This is a genomic window from Nesterenkonia sp. HG001 (genome assembly GCF_034438835.1).
GTDB lineage: Bacteria > Actinomycetota > Actinomycetes > Actinomycetales > Micrococcaceae > Nesterenkonia > Nesterenkonia xinjiangensis.
Window position 1 is genome coordinate 105,730 of record NZ_JAOSZD010000009.1, and the last position, 16,402, is coordinate 122,131.

At 64.8% G+C, this 16,402-nt stretch carries 19 protein-coding genes; 10 read left to right on the forward strand and 9 right to left on the reverse strand.

Features of this window, described 5'->3' with window-relative positions; translation table 11 throughout:
• Positions 1-8: 8 nt before the first annotated feature.
• Positions 9-2,138 (reverse strand): choline BCCT transporter BetT, encoded by a 2,130-nt coding sequence (gene betT / locus ODE13_RS14420; protein ID WP_322479876.1) that lies wholly within the window; start codon positions 2,136-2,138, stop codon positions 9-11.
• 196 nt (positions 2,139-2,334) lie between these two features.
• Between betT and ychF the strand changes: the two genes are divergently transcribed.
• Together ychF and ODE13_RS14430 are read left to right on the forward strand one after the other, a co-directional pair.
• Entirely contained in the window at positions 2,335-3,420 is a 1,086-nt protein-coding gene (gene ychF / locus ODE13_RS14425) for a redox-regulated ATPase YchF (protein ID WP_322479877.1), read from the forward strand.
• Between the two features lie 76 nt (positions 3,421-3,496).
• Positions 3,497-4,357, forward strand: coding sequence for a class I SAM-dependent methyltransferase (locus ODE13_RS14430; RefSeq protein WP_322479878.1), 861 nt, complete (start codon positions 3,497-3,499; stop codon positions 4,355-4,357).
• A 407-nt stretch (positions 4,358-4,764) separates the two neighbouring features.
• Here ODE13_RS14430 and ODE13_RS14435 read toward each other — a convergent pair whose 3' ends face one another.
• The gene (locus ODE13_RS14435; protein ID WP_322479879.1) at positions 4,765-5,340 is read right to left on the reverse strand and encodes a GNAT family N-acetyltransferase; all 576 of its coding nucleotides are present in this window, start codon (positions 5,338-5,340) and stop codon (positions 4,765-4,767) included.
• Positions 5,341-5,595: 255 nt separating this feature from the next.
• Between ODE13_RS14435 and ODE13_RS14440 the strand changes: the two genes are divergently transcribed.
• From ODE13_RS14440 to ODE13_RS14460, 5 genes are all read left to right on the forward strand, one after another.
• Complete coding sequence (locus ODE13_RS14440; protein WP_322479880.1) at positions 5,596-5,829, forward strand: FitA-like ribbon-helix-helix domain-containing protein; 234 nt, start codon at positions 5,596-5,598, stop codon at positions 5,827-5,829.
• Positions 5,826-6,248 (forward strand): type II toxin-antitoxin system VapC family toxin, encoded by a 423-nt coding sequence (locus tag ODE13_RS14445; RefSeq protein ID WP_322479881.1) that lies wholly within the window; start codon positions 5,826-5,828, stop codon positions 6,246-6,248. The genes ODE13_RS14440 and ODE13_RS14445 overlap by 4 nt, the downstream gene beginning before the upstream one ends.
• Complete coding sequence (locus ODE13_RS14450) at positions 6,245-7,042, forward strand: alpha/beta hydrolase (RefSeq protein ID WP_322479882.1); 798 nt, start codon at positions 6,245-6,247, stop codon at positions 7,040-7,042. Before ODE13_RS14445 ends, ODE13_RS14450 begins: the two co-directional genes overlap by 4 nt.
• A 193-nt stretch (positions 7,043-7,235) precedes the next feature.
• The gene (locus tag ODE13_RS14455) at positions 7,236-7,661 is read left to right on the forward strand and encodes a DUF1801 domain-containing protein (protein ID WP_322479883.1); all 426 of its coding nucleotides are present in this window, start codon (positions 7,236-7,238) and stop codon (positions 7,659-7,661) included.
• Positions 7,662-7,877: 216 nt separating this feature from the next.
• The gene (locus tag ODE13_RS14460) at positions 7,878-8,054 is read left to right on the forward strand and encodes a GNAT family protein (RefSeq protein WP_322479884.1); all 177 of its coding nucleotides are present in this window, start codon (positions 7,878-7,880) and stop codon (positions 8,052-8,054) included.
• A gap of 509 nt (positions 8,055-8,563) precedes the next feature.
• On the opposite strand, the gene ODE13_RS14465 is transcribed toward ODE13_RS14460, so the two are convergent.
• On the reverse strand, positions 8,564-8,815 hold the full coding sequence (locus ODE13_RS14465) for a Smr/MutS family protein (RefSeq protein ID WP_322479885.1): 252 nt from the start codon (positions 8,813-8,815) through the stop codon (positions 8,564-8,566).
• A gap of 237 nt (positions 8,816-9,052) precedes the next feature.
• On the opposite strand from ODE13_RS14465, the gene ODE13_RS14470 reads away from it, so the two are divergent.
• Complete coding sequence (locus tag ODE13_RS14470) at positions 9,053-9,889, forward strand: oxidoreductase (RefSeq protein ID WP_322479886.1); 837 nt, start codon at positions 9,053-9,055, stop codon at positions 9,887-9,889.
• Between the two features lie 415 nt (positions 9,890-10,304).
• Here ODE13_RS14470 and ODE13_RS14475 read toward each other — a convergent pair whose 3' ends face one another.
• The 4 genes from ODE13_RS14475 to ODE13_RS14490 form a co-directional block, all read right to left on the reverse strand.
• Complete coding sequence (locus tag ODE13_RS14475; protein ID WP_322479887.1) at positions 10,305-11,069, reverse strand: maleylpyruvate isomerase family mycothiol-dependent enzyme; 765 nt, start codon at positions 11,067-11,069, stop codon at positions 10,305-10,307.
• Positions 11,070-11,108: 39 nt separating this feature from the next.
• Positions 11,109-11,810 carry a TetR/AcrR family transcriptional regulator gene (locus ODE13_RS14480; protein ID WP_322479888.1) on the reverse strand — a complete coding sequence of 234 codons (702 nt, stop codon included), beginning with the start codon at positions 11,808-11,810 and terminating at the stop codon, positions 11,109-11,111.
• Positions 11,811-11,900: 90 nt separating this feature from the next.
• The gene (locus ODE13_RS14485) at positions 11,901-12,473 is read right to left on the reverse strand and encodes a CGNR zinc finger domain-containing protein (RefSeq protein WP_322479889.1); all 573 of its coding nucleotides are present in this window, start codon (positions 12,471-12,473) and stop codon (positions 11,901-11,903) included.
• A 208-nt stretch (positions 12,474-12,681) separates the two neighbouring features.
• Complete coding sequence (locus ODE13_RS14490) at positions 12,682-13,581, reverse strand: alpha/beta hydrolase (protein WP_322479890.1); 900 nt, start codon at positions 13,579-13,581, stop codon at positions 12,682-12,684.
• 305 nt (positions 13,582-13,886) lie between these two features.
• On the opposite strand from ODE13_RS14490, the gene ODE13_RS14495 reads away from it, so the two are divergent.
• Positions 13,887-14,213: a YciI family protein gene (locus ODE13_RS14495; protein ID WP_322479891.1), complete on the forward strand. Its 327-nt coding sequence runs from the start codon at positions 13,887-13,889 to the stop codon at positions 14,211-14,213.
• Positions 14,214-14,315: 102 nt separating this feature from the next.
• On the forward strand, positions 14,316-14,912 hold the full coding sequence (locus ODE13_RS14500; RefSeq protein WP_322479892.1) for a hypothetical protein: 597 nt from the start codon (positions 14,316-14,318) through the stop codon (positions 14,910-14,912).
• A 34-nt stretch (positions 14,913-14,946) separates the two neighbouring features.
• On the opposite strand, the gene ODE13_RS14505 is transcribed toward ODE13_RS14500, so the two are convergent.
• Together ODE13_RS14505 and arfB are read right to left on the reverse strand one after the other, a co-directional pair.
• Positions 14,947-15,855 carry a cation diffusion facilitator family transporter gene (locus ODE13_RS14505; protein ID WP_322479893.1) on the reverse strand — a complete coding sequence of 303 codons (909 nt, stop codon included), beginning with the start codon at positions 15,853-15,855 and terminating at the stop codon, positions 14,947-14,949.
• Positions 15,856-15,921: 66 nt separating this feature from the next.
• On the reverse strand, positions 15,922-16,362 hold the full coding sequence (arfB, locus tag ODE13_RS14510) for an alternative ribosome rescue aminoacyl-tRNA hydrolase ArfB (protein WP_179540406.1): 441 nt from the start codon (positions 16,360-16,362) through the stop codon (positions 15,922-15,924).
• Positions 16,363-16,402: the final 40 nt, after the last annotated feature.

The following is a 16,402-nucleotide window of genomic DNA, read 5'->3' on the forward strand; positions in this document are numbered from 1 at the left end:
GCTCCTTCTCAGTTCGTCCGGTCGTGGTCCCACTCGTCGGGGATGTGGCCCCCGGTGCCGAGTGACTGGGTGTTCACATCCTCGCTGAGCGTGAGGAAGGTCAGGTGCCGCTCATAGGCGTCGAGGATGTCGGTGATGACCTGGTCCTTGGTGTATCCCATGATGTCGTGACCCTGTGACCCGTTGGCGGAGAAGATCTCCACCCGGAAGTAGACGTCCTCCACGGCCTTCATGTTCTGGGCGAAGTTCGGTGCGGAGTAGGCGATCGGGTACACCTGATACTTGAACTCGTTCTGGTCGCCGAACCGCACGTGCAGGTCGATCTGCGGCAGCTCGGTGTCTGCGAGCAGCCCGCGCGTGCAGGTGACGTCGGCGCCCTGGTCCTTCAGCTCGGCGGCGACCTCCTCCACCGCCGGGATGGCCGTCTCTTCGAGGTATCGGGTGACCTGCTTGGCCGTGGGGAAGGTCATGTGACGGGCCAGGCGCCGTCGCCATCCGCCGCCGCGGTCGGAGGCGTCCCGGATGCGCCCGGAGAGCATCCAGGGCAGTGAGGCCTCCTGGGACGCCTGGTTGAAGCCCTCCACGCGCAGGGCCCGCCAGATGCCCAGCATGAGGAGGTACATCACCACCGAGAACGGGAGTCCTATGATGACCGTGGCCATCTGCAGTGTGTAGACGCCGTCGAGCATCAGGACCGCCAGGGTGAGGGCACCGGTGGCGATGGCCCAGAAGATCCGCAGCCAGGGGGCGCCGTCGTCGGTGCTGTTCTCCGCCTTGGAGGTGAAGTTGGACATCACCAGGGCTCCGGAGTCCGCCGAGGTGATGTAGAACAGCAGACCGGTCAGCACCGAGAGGCCGATGGTGAAGGTGGCGCCGGGGTACTGCTCGAGGAGCATGTAGTAGCCCGACTCTGGTGTCTCGACCGCGGCGGTGAGGAACTCGGTGTTGCCGGAGATGAACTCCCAGATGGCCCCGTTGCCGAAGATCGAGATCCACAGCAGGATGAAGCCGAACGGGATGATCAGCGTGCCGACCACGAACTGCCGCAGGGTGCGGCCCCTGGAGATGCGTGCCAGGAAGAGCCCGACGAACGGGGCCCAGGCGATCCACCATGCCCAGAAGAACAGCGTCCACCACTCGAGCCACTGACCCTCCGGCGGGTCGTAGGCGAAGGTGTCCAGCAGCATGGAGGGGAAGTAGGCGGCGAAGTCACCGATGTTCTTCACCAGGGCGTTGAGCAGATCGGTGGTGTGACCGGCGATCAGCACGTAGAGCAGCAGGAGCACCGCGAAGATCACGTTCAGCTCCGACAGGCGGCGGATGCCCTTGTCGACGCCGGAGACCGTGGAGAAGGTGACCACGATGGCGGCCAGGATGATGAGCCCGACCTGTGCCGCGGTGCCCTGCGGGATGCCGAAGAGCAGCTCGAGGCCGTAGTTGAGGAAGACCACGCCGATGCCGAGGCTGGTGGCGATGCCGAAGATGGTGCCGATGACGGCGGCGATCTCGATGCCGTGCCCGGCGGCGCCCTGGGCGCGTTTGCCGATGATGGGGTACAACGCGCTGCGGATGCTCAGAGGCATGTGGTAGCGGTAGGCGAAGAGCCCGAACGCCATGCCCATCAGCGCATACATCGCCCAGCCGGGGATGCCGTAGTGGAACAGCGTCCACAGCACGGCCATCTCGGTGGCCTGGGAGGAGCCCACCTCGTTGCCGGGGGCCGTGGTCAGGTTCGTGGCCGGACCGGAGATGGCGAAGAACATCAGGTCCACGCCGATGCCGGCGGCGAAGAGCATCGCCGTCCAGGTGAAGAGGTTGTACTTCGGGGTGGAATGGTCTGGACCCATCTTGGTGCGGCCCACGCGGGAGAACGCCACGATCAGGACGAAGGCGACCACGACGCCGGCGGTGAGGATGTAGTACCAGCCGAGGTGCTCGCCGATCCAGAGGAAGACTGCCTCAAGAGTGGTGTAGGCCGTGTCCGGGGCCAGCCAGGCCCAGATGGTGAAAGCGACGATGATCGCCGCTGCGCCGAAGAAGACGGGCGGGTTGAGCTTGGAGTTCTTCAGGCGCCCCCCGGTGCCTGATCCGCCCTCCTTCTCCGCGTCGGCGGGCGAGTGATCCGTGGCGGCTGCCATGATGTGTCCTTCCCTTGAAACATGCCCAGAAGTGCGTGTGCGGTGCGTGTTGTCGTCTCATCTGGTGTCCGACGTGGTGTGATCCTATCGGGGCCGCGATCCCCTGTCCCCGGTCCACGTTCCGGAGAACGCTCTCCGCACCGCATGGGCGGTTCGAGTCGCTTCGGCATGACCGCGCGCGATAGGTTGGGTGACCGTGGCACTGACTATCGGAATCGTGGGACTCCCCAACGTGGGCAAGTCGACACTCTTCAACGCGCTCACCCGGCAGACGATCCTCGCGGCGAACTACCCGTTCGCGACGATCGAACCGAACGTCGGGGTGGTGAACCTGCCTGACAAGCGCCTGGACACGCTTGCCGAGATCTTCGGCTCGGACCGGATCCTGCCGGCGACCGTCTCCTTCGTGGACATCGCCGGCATCGTCAAGGGCGCCTCGGAGGGGGAGGGGCTGGGCAACCAGTTCCTCGCCAACATCCGTGAGGCCCATGCGATCGCCCAGGTGGTGCGGGTCTTCGAGGACGACAACGTCATCCACGTGGACGGCAAGGTGGATCCCACCTCTGACATGGAGACCATCAATACCGAGCTGGTGCTGGCGGATCTGCAGACGCTGGAGAATGCGGTCCCGAAGCTGGAGAAGCAGGTCAAGCAGAGGAAGGCCGAGCAGGCTCAGCTCGACGCCTACCTGGCCGCCCAGGCGGTACTGGAGCGCGGCGACACGATCTTCTCAGCCATCGAGTCCGAGAAGCTGGACATGGATCAGCTGGCCCAGCTCTCGCTGCTGACCGCCAAGCCATTCATCTACGTCTTCAACGCGGATGAGACGGTGCTGAACTCTGCCGAACGCCAACAGGAGCTCGCCGAGCTCGTGGCACCGGCCCAGGCCGTGTTCCTGGATGCCAAGCTGGAAGCGGACCTGGTGGAGCTCTCCGAGGAGGAGGCTCGCGAGATGCTGGAGCTCAACGGCCAGGAGGAGTCCGGCCTGGATCAGCTGGCCCGCGTCGGCTTCGACACCCTCGGCCTGCAGACCTACCTCACTGCCGGTCCCAAGGAAGCCCGCGCCTGGACGATCAACAAGGGCGACACCGCCCCCGAGGCCGCCGGCGTGATCCACACCGACTTCCAGAAGGGCTTCATCAAGGCCGAGATCGTCTCCTTCGAGGACCTCACCGCCGCCGGCACCATGAACGATGCCAAGGCCGCCGGCAAGGTCCGTATGGAGGGCAAGGACTACGTGATGAAGGACGGCGACGTGGTGGAGTTTCGGTTTAATGTGTAGTCAACTTCTACTCTCCAAGCGCTCGTCCGCAAGCCTGCTCATCGCCTGTGGCTTTGTGAAGTGAGAAGCTGGGTGCATGGGAGACGCTGACGGCGGTTTGAGTCAGAGGCGGACCTACCCCTCAACGCGACAGGTCGGTGACCAAGGCATCGCGATCGAGGACGGCGAGTTTCGCGAGTCTCGACTTGCGGCGGTGTATGACGCGTTGGACCCGGATCGTATCGACCTCGACATGTATGAACGTGTCGTGCGGGTTGAAGTCGGCGCGACATCCGTTCTGGACATCGGGTGTGGCACTGGGGTGTTCGCGCTGCGGCTCGCCCGTGCCGGCCTCGCCGTGGTCGGCATCGACCCCGCCGAGGCCTCCATCGACATCGCGCGCAACAAACCTGGTGCCGATGCCGTCACGTGGCATGTGGGGACGGTGACAGAACTGTCGTCGGTGCAGGTGGATACCGTCACCATGACGGCGAATGTGGCTCAGGTCTTTCTCTCCGATGAGGACTTCAGCGCGGCGCTCCGTGCTGCGTGGGCCAGTTTGAATCCTGGCGGGGTCATCGTCTTCGAGGCACGTCGTCCGGAAGACCGAGGATGGGAGCGGTGGACACCCGAGCGGACTCGCCGTTCCGTCGAGATTCCGGGCGCGGGTCTTGTGGAGACCTGGGTCGAACTGTGTTCAGTCGAGGGCGAGTTCACCACGCACCTTGTTCCGGTGGTCTTCCACGAGAACGATGAACGATACGACTCCGTTTCGACCCTCAGATTTCGGTCACGTGACGCCATCGAGAGTGCACTGCAAGACGCGGGCTTCACCATCCACGATGTCCGGGACCTTGAGTATGCGCCAGGTCGTGGCTGGTTGTACGTAGCCACCAAGCGTGACGATGCTGCCATTGAAGCCTCATCGTCGTTCGTGGCGGACCGCATCTTCGGGTAACGCGTGGACCGATCTTCTATTGCACACCTCGGGAGGAGGTAGTTCAACGGGACCCGTTTGGGCGTGGAAGTACCGTGCGACAAGACCTCGACTGGTTCTGCTGACGGCAAGCTGCTGTTGCGGGCCTCTGCTCTCGGGAAGGACGTTCGCGAGTTGTTGGGTAGCGAGGTCGTCGACGTGTTCCCAGCGCAGCGGTTCACGTTGCCGTATCAAGGAGGATGGCGTCGACTCGGACCGTATGTGATGGCACAACCAGAGGTTGCTCCGTGCCGGAACTCGGTGGAGTTCCGCTTCAACGTGTGACCGATGACTCGAGGACCCGCCGAACGTCATGATCGGTGGGCCCTCGTCATCCGTCCGGGAGGGCTTCGATGCTCACCGAGACAGCGGGCACAACGCGGGTGGGATCAGCTCAGGTCGAGTCGCATGAGGACGCGTGGAAACCCGCTCAACACCGATCGGGTCTCGGCGCGCTGTTCGAACCCCGCGCGCTCGAAGAGGGCCTTGGTGCCGACGTACGCCATGGTCAGATCGACCCGTTCACTGCGGTTGTCGACGGGGTAGCCCTCGATCGCGGGTGCGCCTCGGTCTCGAGCGTATGCGACTGCTCCGTCGATGAGCGCGTGCATCACGCCCTGCTTCCGGTGACCGGGGCGCACCCGGAAGCACCACAGTGACCAGACATCGAGGTCGTCGATGTGAGGGATGAGCCGGTGACGGGCGAAGCTCGTCTCGCGGCGGGGGTGCAGCGCCGCCCATCCCACCGGTTCCGCGTCGCGATATGCGATGACGCCGGGCGGCGGATCCTGTGCGCACAGTGCGCGCACCATCTCGGCGCGCGCGGGGCCGCGCAGAGTCTTGTTCTCTCTACTGCCGATCCGGTAGCTCAGACAGAAGCACACGTTCGACGTCGGCTTCTTCGGCCCGACCAGCGCGGCGACGTCGTCGAAGTCCACCGCAGGACGCACGTCGATGATCGCCATTCTGCCAGTGTGCACCCCCACGAGGGGATCGGCCACCCCTTCCGTGTAGTTGGAACCACAGATGGCCCCACGTGTTGGAACGCGGTGGAGTTCCGCTTCAACGTGTGACTCGTTGCGACCTCGGAGTCGCACACCGCCCCGGACGTCTCGACACGAGGCGGCCGGGGCGGTGTCATAGCAGGGCAGTGCCATAACCTCTGGTGTGCTCACTCCGGGTGGCGCTATCATGATTGATAGCAAAGGAGGTGGTCTCTCATGTCATCGATCATCGTTCGAGGTCTCGACGACGCTGTGAAGCAGCAACTCGCCACGCAGGCGAAGGAGCATGGTCGGTCCATGGAGGCGGAGGTCCGCGACATCTTGACCAAGGCGGCGCGACGGCCGCACATCGGGATGGCGCTGTTGTCTGCCGTGCAGGAAGTCGGCGGAGTCGAAGACCTGCAGGTCCCGGTGCGCGATGACGTCGCGCGGGCGGTCGAGTTCGAGTGATCGTCCTCGACACGAACGTCATCTCGGAGATCTTCAGGCCGGCTCCGGAGGTACACGTGGTGGACTGGCTCGCGTCGTTGACGGGTGATGTTGCGATTACGTCCGTGACGCTTGCCGAGTTGTTGGCAGGTGTGCGGCGACTCCCGGACGGTCGGCGCAGGGATGAGCTGACCGAACGCATCCACGCAGCAGTCGAGCCGTACTGGGGCAGTCGCGCTGTGCTGCCGTTCGATGACGTGGCGGCCGACCGCTATGCCGACGTGCTCGTGGCTCGAGAGAACGCGGGAGCCCCGATCAGCACGGCCGATGCGCAGATCGCCGCGATCTGCCTGACCCACGACGCGACCTGCGCGACGCGCAACGCGAAGGACTTCGCGCATACTGGCGTTGAGCTGGTCGACCCTTGGACTCTCGCGTGAGTGAACACGAGTCGATCGCCGTGGCCGAGTTCGGCGGCGACGGCCCGCCGTTGGTGCTTCTTCATGGCCTTGGCGGGAGCTCCCGAGAGATGCTTCCGACGGCATGGGCGCTGAGCGACGCCTTCCGTGTACTGCTCATCGATCAGCGCGGGCACGGGCTCAGTACTCGGCGACCGGCGGACCTGTCGCGCGAGGCCTTCGTCGACGACGTCGTCCAGGTCCTCGAGCAGTACGCGCCGGGGCAGCGGTGCATTCTCGTCGGTCAGTCGATGGGCGCGCACACGGCGTTCCTCACGGCCGCGGCGCGCCCGGAACTCGTCGAACGGCTCGTGATGCTCGAAGGGCATGTCGCCGGCAGTGACGACTCGGGCGATGCTGCCGGGCCCGGGCAGTTTTTCGCGTCGTGGCCTGTGCCGTTCACCGGCGAGGACGCGGCGCGTACCTTCCTCGGATCGGGTGCGATCGTCGATGCGTGGATCGCTGACCTTGAGGTGACCCACGGTGGGCTGCGACCGCGCTTCGACGCCGACGTCATGCAGCGCACGATCGAGGCTGTGCACGAGCCGCGCTGGGACGAGTGGGAGTCTCTGGGGACTCCGACGCTCGCGATGTTCGCGAAGAACGGGATGTTCAGCGACTCCGAAAAGGACGAGTTGGTCCGGCGTCGTCCGGGGACCGAGCGCATCGACTTTTCGGCGGGGAGCCACGATGCGCATCTTGACGCTTTCGATGAGTGGATTGGTGCCCTGCGCGGTTGGCTGTTGTCGGACACGGAGGTCCCGCCTGCACGGTGACGGGCAAATGGTCGTACGTGTCGGAACTCGGTGGAGTTCCGCTTTAACGTGTGCCGTCGTCTGCATTGTCTGCTGGGTGGTCTTCTGCACGTCAAGTATCCTGGTCATGGTGGTACGCGCCACCGACTGCGCTTCCACGTGACGACCACGTGAATCATCGCGGAGAGGCCTGAGGACTTCAGGACACGTCCGGATGGGGTGCGGCGCACTGATGCGCCAACTTCATTCCGCCGATGCCCGACATCGGCTGACGAAAGGATGTGCCATGTTGTCGAAGGACGAGAAGAACCTCTCGCAGGTGATCGACAAGATCTCTAAGATGGACGAGCCCCGGCGATCAGTCGTGCGCCAGGTGCACGACATCATCGTGAGTGTGGCCCCTACCCTGAAGCCGCGGATCTGGTACGGAATGCCTGCCTATGCGAAGGCTGCGAGCACCCCGGCACTCGTGACCCTGCGGAACGACGAGCGTTTGAATCTGGCGATCACCGAGAAGGCACCCTTCAGGCCGGCAGGTGGCGAGGATGGGGCGCTGATGCCCGCTGCGTGGTACTTCGAGACCGTGGATGAGGCCACCCAGAGGCGCATCGTGGAGATCGTTCGTTCGGTGGTCGACTGAGCGTCGGTTGGACGAGCCCCATGCCTCACTCCTCACCCTGACGACGGTGCGCTCGTTTCGCACAAGCCGACCCTGTGAACCGGGTCGGTACACTCCAGCATCGGTCCGCTGCCCGGCTTTCCCCGGAGAGGCTCTGGGGGACCTTTGGGGCCTGGGTTGCGGACCGATGCTCGGATTGTCTGACGGACCGTGGGCTGGGCCTCGGGAGGCCGGGTGATGCCGGCCCGGGGGCGCGGGCTCGGCACGGAGGCCACCCGCTTCCCAGTGGACTATGGCCTGGTCGCGCTTGGGCTGAACAGGATCAGTCTGGAGGTCTATGATGTCAACCCGCGGGCCTGCCACGTCTACGAGAAGGTCGGACTCGTCCACGAGGGCACCGAGCGGCAGGCCTGAAGGTGACGACGGCTGGGCGACGTCGACTACATGGCGATCCTCGCAGCGGACCACCGGCCCCGCGCGGTCACGCCGACTGAGGGAAGCGCCAGAGATTAGTGACACGGCAGTGTGCGTGTTCTGCGCGGAAGGGGCCTCCTCGTGTGTGGTTTCGGAGGACGTCGCTTCGCTCGCCGTCGTTGTTGTAGCTGGACAAAGCCTGGGGAGGCCTCCCGGTCCTCACTGGACCGAAGGAACGAAGAGACTCACCGCGTCCGGCATTAGACCTGTTCGAAGGCCACGTCACCATGGACGCGGAGCAGATGGGATGGACCCCGCGGCTAGGTACCGTGACCCCTGAGGCCATGCCTGCCATGGCCCAGGGATTTTTCGCGGGACTTCCGGGCGAGGGACGGGGTGCGGTCTACATGATCGGATGAAGTCCCCAGGAGTCCTTCGTGCCTAGGTCTTGCCCGGCAGTGTCGTTGACGTCAACTCCCGTGTTCTGCCAGTGGTGACGCCGGGAGCCGTCAGTGTTTGAAATGCACGAACACTCGCCCGAAGTTCTTGCTGTCTTTCTCCACCCGGTGGTAGCGGGCCTTGACGTCCTTGCGATCCAAGAAGCGCAGCACACGCTTCTTCAGCTGCCCGCTGCCTTTTCCTGGGATGATCTCGACGGTCTTCGCTTTGGTGCGCTCGGCCTCGTCGAGGATGTCGGCGAGCGCGTGGTCGATGTCTCGGCCCTTGTTGTAGATCTCGTGCAGGTCCAGCTTGAGTCGCATCGGTGCTCCTCGGCGTGGTGTCGGCTCAGCGTGCTGACGTACATTCAGCGCCACTCACGGGTCGTGGGATGCCCCACCTGGGTCGGATCGGTGTTCAACGTGTCGCTGCGATCAGGCTACAAGCTCCATGTGGAGGCGCTCAGAGCTGACGCTGACGGTCCATTGACCGCAGATCGCCAATCTCTTAGGTTAGGGCTCGCTGGTACGCGACGGGCGGCCCAGCGGGAGGAGCAAGACATGGGTGGCGACGTCGCGCTCGTCACCGGCGGTTCCTCCGGCATCGGCGAGATCACGGCCCGGCAGCTGCGCGACGCCGGATTCACGGTCTACGCCGCGGCACGTCGTACCGACAAGATGGCCGGCCTCGAAGGGGCGGGGGTGCATACGGTCACGCTCGACGTCACCGACGAGGCCTCAGCCCGCCGGGCAGTCGAGGAGATCGTCGCTGAGTCAGGTGGGATCGACGTCCTGGTGAACAACGCCGGATACGGCTCGTACGGAGCCGTGGAGGATGTGCCCCTCACAGAGGCTCAGGCACAGCTCGACGTCAACGTCCTCGGCCTGGCTCGAATGGCCCAGTTGGTGTTGCCGGGGATGCGTGCGCGCGGGTCCGGGACGATCATCAACATCAGCTCGATGGGAGGCCGGTTCGTCACCCCGCTCGGCGGCTGGTATCACGCCAGCAAGTACGCCGTCGAGGCTCTCAGTGACGCGATGCGACTCGAGCTCGCCCCCTTCGGCATCGACGTCGTCGTCATCGAGCCCGGCTCGATCCGATCCGCATGGGGCTCGATCGCCGCTGAGAAGGTCCGCCACGCGTCAGGCTCCGGCCCGTATGCCCGGCAGGCGGAAGCCGTCGCGAAGACTCTCGATGCCAGCGCGCGCCCCGACTTCCGCGCGGCCTCCGACCCCGAGGTCGTCGCACGAGGGATCGTCAGGGCTGCGGGTGCGCGCCGTCCACGGTCCCGATACGCGATCGGCCGCGGATCGGCCCCGGCGATAGCGCTCAGCACAGTCCTCCCGGATCGGGTGTTCGATCGCCTCATCGCGCGTGCCTTCGGTGTCCGACGATGACCACGGCCCGGCGGCTGTAAGCTCCCCAAGGTGGTATCGGACGTTCCGGCCTGTGATGTGGGTGTTGCCGGACGGCGAGCTCTCCTGGGCGGCGCGGGACGCCGTCGAGGGATGCACCCGCTTCCGTGCGCGTGACGGTTTCGGGAACCGCAGCGAGGAGAAGGCTCCTGCAGTTCAGAGATTTTCGGGCGATGACTATGCACAACGCCCTTGCCCTCAAGTATGGTGGCCGACCGGCCCGGGCGGACTACGATCGCCGAACCATGTTTGTTCTCGGCGGAATCTGCACGTCAGGTCGGTATCCCGTCTAGTGCCACAGCGAAGCAGGGGTTTCTCCACCTGGAGACGTGGTCGCCTCGCACTCGACTCGCCCCCCCCAGGCTGAGTCTCTCCCTGAAGGCCCTGTCCTGGAGGTTCAGAACGGGACCTCTGTTGCGAGCTGCCCGGCGGTCCCCGGTATGCGTCCGCTGACTGCGCGGCAGAACTCGAACGGGTCCAGGGCGATGCGGTCACCATCCCCGGCCTGCCAATGTCCGCCCGCGGGTCCACTGAGCTCCAGGGTGTACGGCTCGCCGTGGCGTTGTGCCCATTCGTGCACGACGTCGTCGACGATGGTCCCTTCGTGCTCCGCAGTGGCAACCATCGGCAGCCCCGTGGCGCGGCTGATGTCGATCCGGTGCATGAAGGGGTCACGGGTGAGGATCACGTCGAGGAGATAGCCGAAGGTCCATTGACCATCTGTCTCGTCCTGCATCGTTCGATTTCGGAGGAAGGCCGGTGATCGACGTCTGTTTCTCACCGCCCGGGGGCTCAGCCTTCTGTATTCCCTGACGACCTCGTCAGGGGTGAGGGTGAGGTTCTTCTCGACCTGCCAAGCTGTGAGCGCGTCGATCTGGAAGCCGCCGTCGTGCTTGGCCCTGCGGGTGGCGGTCAACTGCTGACGCATGAGTTCGGGAACCGACGTGACCATCTGGACCATGCCCAGCATGTGACCGGCCATCGCGCGCACGTCCCACGCGGGGCAGTCGGTCTGGGCAGACCACTGCTCAGGAGTCACCCGGCCCAGAAGTTCAGAGACGCGCGCATACTCGGTGGTGGCCAGTCGCATCGCGGAGTCGTGGTCAAGCTGAGAACGGCGTGCATTCTCTCTGGCAGTGGGCGTTTGTGATGTGGTGCCCATGATGACTGCTCCTTAGTGCTGGATGTGGGTAGGTGTGGGCTAGGGCAGATCGAGGTGGTCGGCAAACATGTCGACAGCACGGTCGAGCAGGCGGGTCCATCGGTCGCCTCCCGGATCGTTGGCGTGCTGCGCGTCGATCAGGCCCCCTATCAGTGCGGTGAACAGATCCAGATCCTCCGTGGCGGTGATGCCGTGTCTGAGGAAGAGCTCTTGTGCCAGGTCGAGTGTGGCGACCGCAGGGGCGTAGTTCTTCTCGCTGGGATCGAAACCGGGAATCGTTCGGAGGTTCATGAGCTGATGACGGGCCAGATCTCTGACCGCGAACTCGAAGAAGGTGCGCGCGGTGAACCGGAGCGCCTCACGCGCATCCGGGGGCTCCTGGTCCTTGAGTGACTCGAAATGCGCGAGACACTCGGTCCAGGCCTGGCCGAACATCGCATCGTAGATGGCATTCTTCGAGTCGAAGTGTGTGTAGAGCGACGGCGCCCGCATGCCCACTCGGTCGGCCACCCCGCGCAGCGTGATCTGTGCCAGCCCTACTTCTCGTGTCATGTCCCAGGCGGCCTCAATGATCTCTGCCCGAGTCGCCTCACGACGCTCGGCCTGCCTATCACGCGTAGTTTTACCTAACATAGTTAGAAGAAGACCACTGTCGGCATCAGATTGTCCAGATCCGCCAGCCGGCGCATCGCCTGCTGGGTCGCCCTTGGCGGCACCTTGCTGATCGTGGGACACCTCCACGGGCACCAGCACCTGCGTGTCAGGGGAAGACCTCATCTGGCTTCACGGGGAAGTCGAGGTTGTTCACCGTGGCGACGCCGGCCCAGGCCTTCAGCCATCCTGTGTATTCGCCGACCGATAACGGGCGGCTTTGGCCTGGTTTCCGCAGGTCTTCATGCTGCACCAGCGACGCCGACGGCCCCGTGACGAGTCGATGAAGAACCAGCCGCACCGGTCACAGGCGCGAATGGTCTGCGCTGGTGGATTGAGTATCAGCGTGATGGCACGCAGCGCCACGGTGGCGAAAGCGCCCTGCGCCGTGCGTGGCGTGGTGGATCCATCAGGGTGGATGCTCAGGTCCTCAAGCCGGTGACGGGCTGTCTCGAGCAGCTCTGTGAATGCGCCTGAGGGGATTGTCCGATGCTCCTTCTGTGCGTCGAAGACCGTCCAGAGCAGTGCACGCAACGCACGGGCATCCGCCAGGTCGGCTTCCGTGGTTCCGCTACCACTATCGTCAGACGCGGGTAGCAAGCCTGTGTGGGCGAGCCAGGCGTTGAGCGCAGTCGTGTCGGTGAACAGGTCCGCGCCTGATTCTGGCAGGCGGCGGAAGACGGTGTTGGCGAAATCCAGGGCGAAGTCTCCAGCGATGAAATGATCCTCGACCCACTCGGTGGTGGCGGTCATGGCAGCTGGTACCTCCTCACGGGTCGGCCGTCCGGCCATGGGGCGGCTCGACCGGGTAGGCCTCGACGGTCCGGATTGAGGAGGTCTCTGCGCTTCAGTCGCCAGTGCATGGAGCAGCAGCCACGTGATCCGCCCCGGTCGCCCATCACTGCCTCGAAGTCGGACCAGTTCTCCTGTGTCAACGGGGTGATCGTCCGCTGAAGAGAAGTCATGCGGCCATACTCGTGCGCTCGAGTATGTCGTGGACAAAGGTGACCAGGAGGTCTGCGACCTCGGTGGCGTGGGTCTCCAGAAGGAAGTGTCCGGCGTCGTAGATGTGCGCCTCAACATGGGCCAACGCCTGGTGGTAGGCGAACACCTCAGCGATGTCGAACGCAGTGTCGTGGCGGCCCCAGAGCACCAGGCACGGCGGTTGGAACGCCGCATGGTATTCGGCGATCTCGGGGAAACGTGCCACGTGCTTGCGGTAGTCGTAGAAGAACTGGAAGTACACTTCCGTGTTGCCTGGTCGGCACAGGCGCTCCCAGTCCAGATGCCACGACTCGCGCGGGTGCAGCTCTGCGAGATGTTCAGGCAGGCCCGCGAGGTAGGTGTCTCGAGTTCCCTCGAAGGTCAGCCATTCCGGCAAGGCGGCCCTGTTCTCCGCGGTCGGCTCCACCCAGAACCTGCGAGCAGAGTCCCATCCCTCATTGAGTCCCGCCTCGTGCGCGTTGCCGTTCTGCACCACGAGCCCCAGAACCCGCTCGGGGTGTCGAGTGGCCATGAAATACCCCACCGGAGTGCTGTAGTCCGTCACGTACAGCACGTACCTGTGCACACCGAGCTCCTCGATCAATGCATCGATCACGTGTGACAGGTTCTCGTAGGTGTACTCGTACTCGTCCACGCCAGGTGCATCCGAGAATCCGAATCCGGGGATGTCCGGTGCAACCACGTACGCGTGATGGCCCAGGGTCGGCAGGACCTCACGGAAGGAGTGGGACGAGCTCGGGGCTCCATGCAGCAGGATGACTGCAGTCGATGAGGGCACTCCTGCCTCGCGGTAACGCAGCTGCAGGCCGTCCACCTTCAGGTGCCTGTGTCTCGTCTTTGCTGAGCGCTTCATCATGCCCTCCTGTTCTGCGGCAACTCTAAATAACCGTATCAAGGGAATTTAACGGTTACTAGGCTACGTCGCGCATCGGATGGAGGAGAGCGAGCAGCGGAGATTCGCCGGGCATGCCGGCGTAGTCCGGGGGGCATCCGCAGCACCGATACCGCCCATCAGCCATCGTCACCGGGCAACCGGCCGATGTACTCTGACGGCGTCATGATCAGGCTGCCGGGAATCTCGGCACACAATGCCCTCACCGAGCTGAAGGTGACCCACGGGCAAGGATCTGGCCCGAGTTCTTCGACCGGAGGGTGCCACACATGCCAACATTCATCGCCATCGGCTATGGCGACGCCGACGGGTACGAGAGAACGGCGCCGGACGTTCGCGGCCGGGCGCACGCGCATGACGAGAAACTGCGCGAGCACGGTGCGCTAATGGGCATCGCGGGGAGACCGGTACAGGTCCGAAACCCGGAGGGGGCAGGTGCCCACTATCAACCCGGCACCTTCATGAGCTCAGACCTGCCGGTCGCAGGGTTCACCATCATCGAGGCGAAGGACCTCGACCATGCAGCAGCTCTGGCAGCCGATACTCCCTGCGCGGTCGCACACGGTGTCGTCGAGGTCTGGCCCTTAGGGGACTGACCCAGATCGTGCTCAGGGCGCCTGAAAGGCACGGCGGCGCTTCCCGGTGTCGTGAGGGGGCGTCGTTGAGGCAGCGGTGGCCGTTGAGTAGGATCGTGCCTCATGAGACCAGCGGTAGAGCCCGCCCCGCTGCACCGGGTGTTCATCCTGAGTTGGATCATGGCGCGCGCCTTCACCCGGCACCGGCCCGGGGGGATCATGGCGTACCCTCTGTCTCTGCTGATCGTGGGGTTCTCCGCGTTGCGTCGGCAGCTCTACGAATCTTCAGATGGCCATGGCATGGTCGTCTTCGGACGCTTCCGGCTCCTCCACGAGATCATCGCAGGAGTGCTGCTGGCACTGCTTTTCATGACGACCCTCGTCCTGGTCGTAGGCAACGACGGGCCGAGGGGCATCGGCTTGGCCGTCCTCCTGTGGCTGCCTTTCATCGTGGGTCTGTGGCAGATGAATGCCGGCTCGCTCTCGGCGACCCCGACCGGGCCTGAGACCCCCGTGGGGGAGCGGTGGCAGGTCGCGGCTCTGGCTCAGAGGCCAGGAACGAGAATGTCTGCGCTGCTCCTGACCCGCAACCTCATGGGCACATTGCCTCGTGGCGCCGTCGCCGTCGCGGCAGCCGACGACGATGACCTCCTGGCAGCCTGTGAGCGATTCGGATTCACCCGAGGCAAGGGCCGAAGGGTCTTTCGTGTCGTCACATGATCGCGGTTCCGCCTCCGGGCTCTGACGCCTGCGCCTAGACCAGCTGCGGATCCGTCGTGAAGGCCACTGTGATCCAGCTGTTCGGGTCTCCGTGCCCCAGCTCGTCGGTGACCTCGCGACGGATGGCGTCCCAGTCCTCCAGCGGGCGCTCTGGCAGGCCTTCTGGGACGAGGAAGACCAGTTCCACCTGGCGTGATCGTCCGACCGTGGCTGTGTACACATGGCTCGAGAGGAAACCCTCATCCGCGGTCACCCGTTCAGCGACGTTCTCGACTTCGCGACGCAGCGGGGCCGGTGTTGCGAGTCCTATCTCGGACAGCGCGCGCCGGAACGTCGAGAACGGCAGCGGGATCAGCACCGTCGCGACGATGATCAGGATCAGCGGGTCGACGTATGGGGTCAGGTGCTCAAGGTCGGTGCCGTCGAGGAAGATCCCGACGACGAATGCCACGAGAAGGGCGCTCGTGACGCCGCCGGTCATGATCCAGCCTTTGACGTCCATGGCGACCAGTGCAGAACCGATGCGGCGATTCGCGCGGTGTTCGACGAGTGCGAACACGGTGGTCAGCACCATCACGACGACCGCGTAGATGATGGCCGGACCGAACTCCATCTCCCGGCCGCCCGAAAGGAGCGCCGACACGGCTTGAGCCACCGCGTATCCGGCGATCAGCATCATCAACAGTGAGCTGAAGGCGAGGAGAAGAGGCTCCAGGTGCCAGAATCCCATGCTGAACCGCTTACTGAGGCCCTGTGTGGTGGAGCGGAGGATCAGCCGCGCCACCCAGATCGACAGGATGGAGATCACCGCGTCCACGATCGAGATCATGCCGTCGAAGATGATCGCGAACGAGCCGGACACCAGCCCGAAGCTGATGCCCAGTGCTGACACCAGAAGAACGCCTGCCAGTGAGATGGACAATGCCTGCTGTTCCGTGCGCATGGTTCCTTCCCCTCCGCGGTAGATCGCCTCATCGTCTGCGATGCCGAAGTCTATCCGTCGGCAACCTCACTCGGCTCTGGGCGGCCTGCGGTAGCTCTTCGTCTCAGAGCGTCTGCGCTTTGCGTCCAGTCGTCGACGTCGGGAGCCTCTTGTGGGGCGGGTCGGACGGCGGACGACGGCGGGGGCCACCGCCTCACCGAGCAGGGCGGAGAGGCGCTGCCTCGCCGCACTCCGGTTCCGCCGCTGGGAGCGATGCTCGGAGGCGCTGATCGTCAGCACGGTGCCGGTGAGCCTCTCGGCGAGCCGGTCGAGGGCGCGGGACCGCTGGGTGTCGTCCAGCGCCGTCGTCGTGCCCAGGTCCAGGCTGAGCTGCACCCGTGAGTCCGTGGTGTTGACGCCCTGGCCCCCGGGGCCGGAGGCGCGGGAGAACTGCTCGATGAGCTCTCCCTCGGGGATTCTGAGGCCGCGGGGCGCTCCGGGCCCCGGTGGCACGCGCAGATCGTCCATAGGACGAGTGTGCCGCATGCCAGGCGTGTGGTGCAGAGCA

What these genes read in the sequence shown, in the direction of transcription:
- betT (WP_322479876.1), bottom strand. Translation starts at nt 2,138, where the DNA reads ATGGCAGCCGCCACGGATCACTCGCCCGCCGACGCGGAGAAGGAGGGC.
- ODE13_RS14430 (WP_322479878.1), top strand. Translation starts at nt 3,497, where the DNA reads ATGGGAGACGCTGACGGCGGTTTGAGTCAGAGGCGGACCTACCCCTCA.
- ODE13_RS14435 (WP_322479879.1), bottom strand. Translation starts at nt 5,340, where the DNA reads ATGGCGATCATCGACGTGCGTCCTGCGGTGGACTTCGACGACGTCGCC.
- ODE13_RS14440 (WP_322479880.1), top strand. Translation starts at nt 5,596, where the DNA reads ATGTCATCGATCATCGTTCGAGGTCTCGACGACGCTGTGAAGCAGCAA.
- ODE13_RS14455 (WP_322479883.1), top strand. Translation starts at nt 7,236, where the DNA reads ATGGGGTGCGGCGCACTGATGCGCCAACTTCATTCCGCCGATGCCCGA.
- ODE13_RS14460 (WP_322479884.1), top strand. Translation starts at nt 7,878, where the DNA reads ATGCCGGCCCGGGGGCGCGGGCTCGGCACGGAGGCCACCCGCTTCCCA.
- ODE13_RS14465 (WP_322479885.1), bottom strand. Translation starts at nt 8,815, where the DNA reads ATGCGACTCAAGCTGGACCTGCACGAGATCTACAACAAGGGCCGAGAC.
- ODE13_RS14470 (WP_322479886.1), top strand. Translation starts at nt 9,053, where the DNA reads ATGGGTGGCGACGTCGCGCTCGTCACCGGCGGTTCCTCCGGCATCGGC.
- ODE13_RS14475 (WP_322479887.1), bottom strand. Translation starts at nt 11,069, where the DNA reads ATGGGCACCACATCACAAACGCCCACTGCCAGAGAGAATGCACGCCGT.
- ODE13_RS14485 (WP_322479889.1), bottom strand. Translation starts at nt 12,473, where the DNA reads ATGACCGCCACCACCGAGTGGGTCGAGGATCATTTCATCGCTGGAGAC.
- ODE13_RS14490 (WP_322479890.1), bottom strand. Translation starts at nt 13,581, where the DNA reads ATGATGAAGCGCTCAGCAAAGACGAGACACAGGCACCTGAAGGTGGAC.
- ODE13_RS14495 (WP_322479891.1), top strand. Translation starts at nt 13,887, where the DNA reads ATGCCAACATTCATCGCCATCGGCTATGGCGACGCCGACGGGTACGAG.
- ODE13_RS14500 (WP_322479892.1), top strand. Translation starts at nt 14,316, where the DNA reads ATGAGACCAGCGGTAGAGCCCGCCCCGCTGCACCGGGTGTTCATCCTG.
- ODE13_RS14505 (WP_322479893.1), bottom strand. Translation starts at nt 15,855, where the DNA reads ATGCGCACGGAACAGCAGGCATTGTCCATCTCACTGGCAGGCGTTCTT.
- arfB (WP_179540406.1), bottom strand. Translation starts at nt 16,362, where the DNA reads ATGGACGATCTGCGCGTGCCACCGGGGCCCGGAGCGCCCCGCGGCCTC.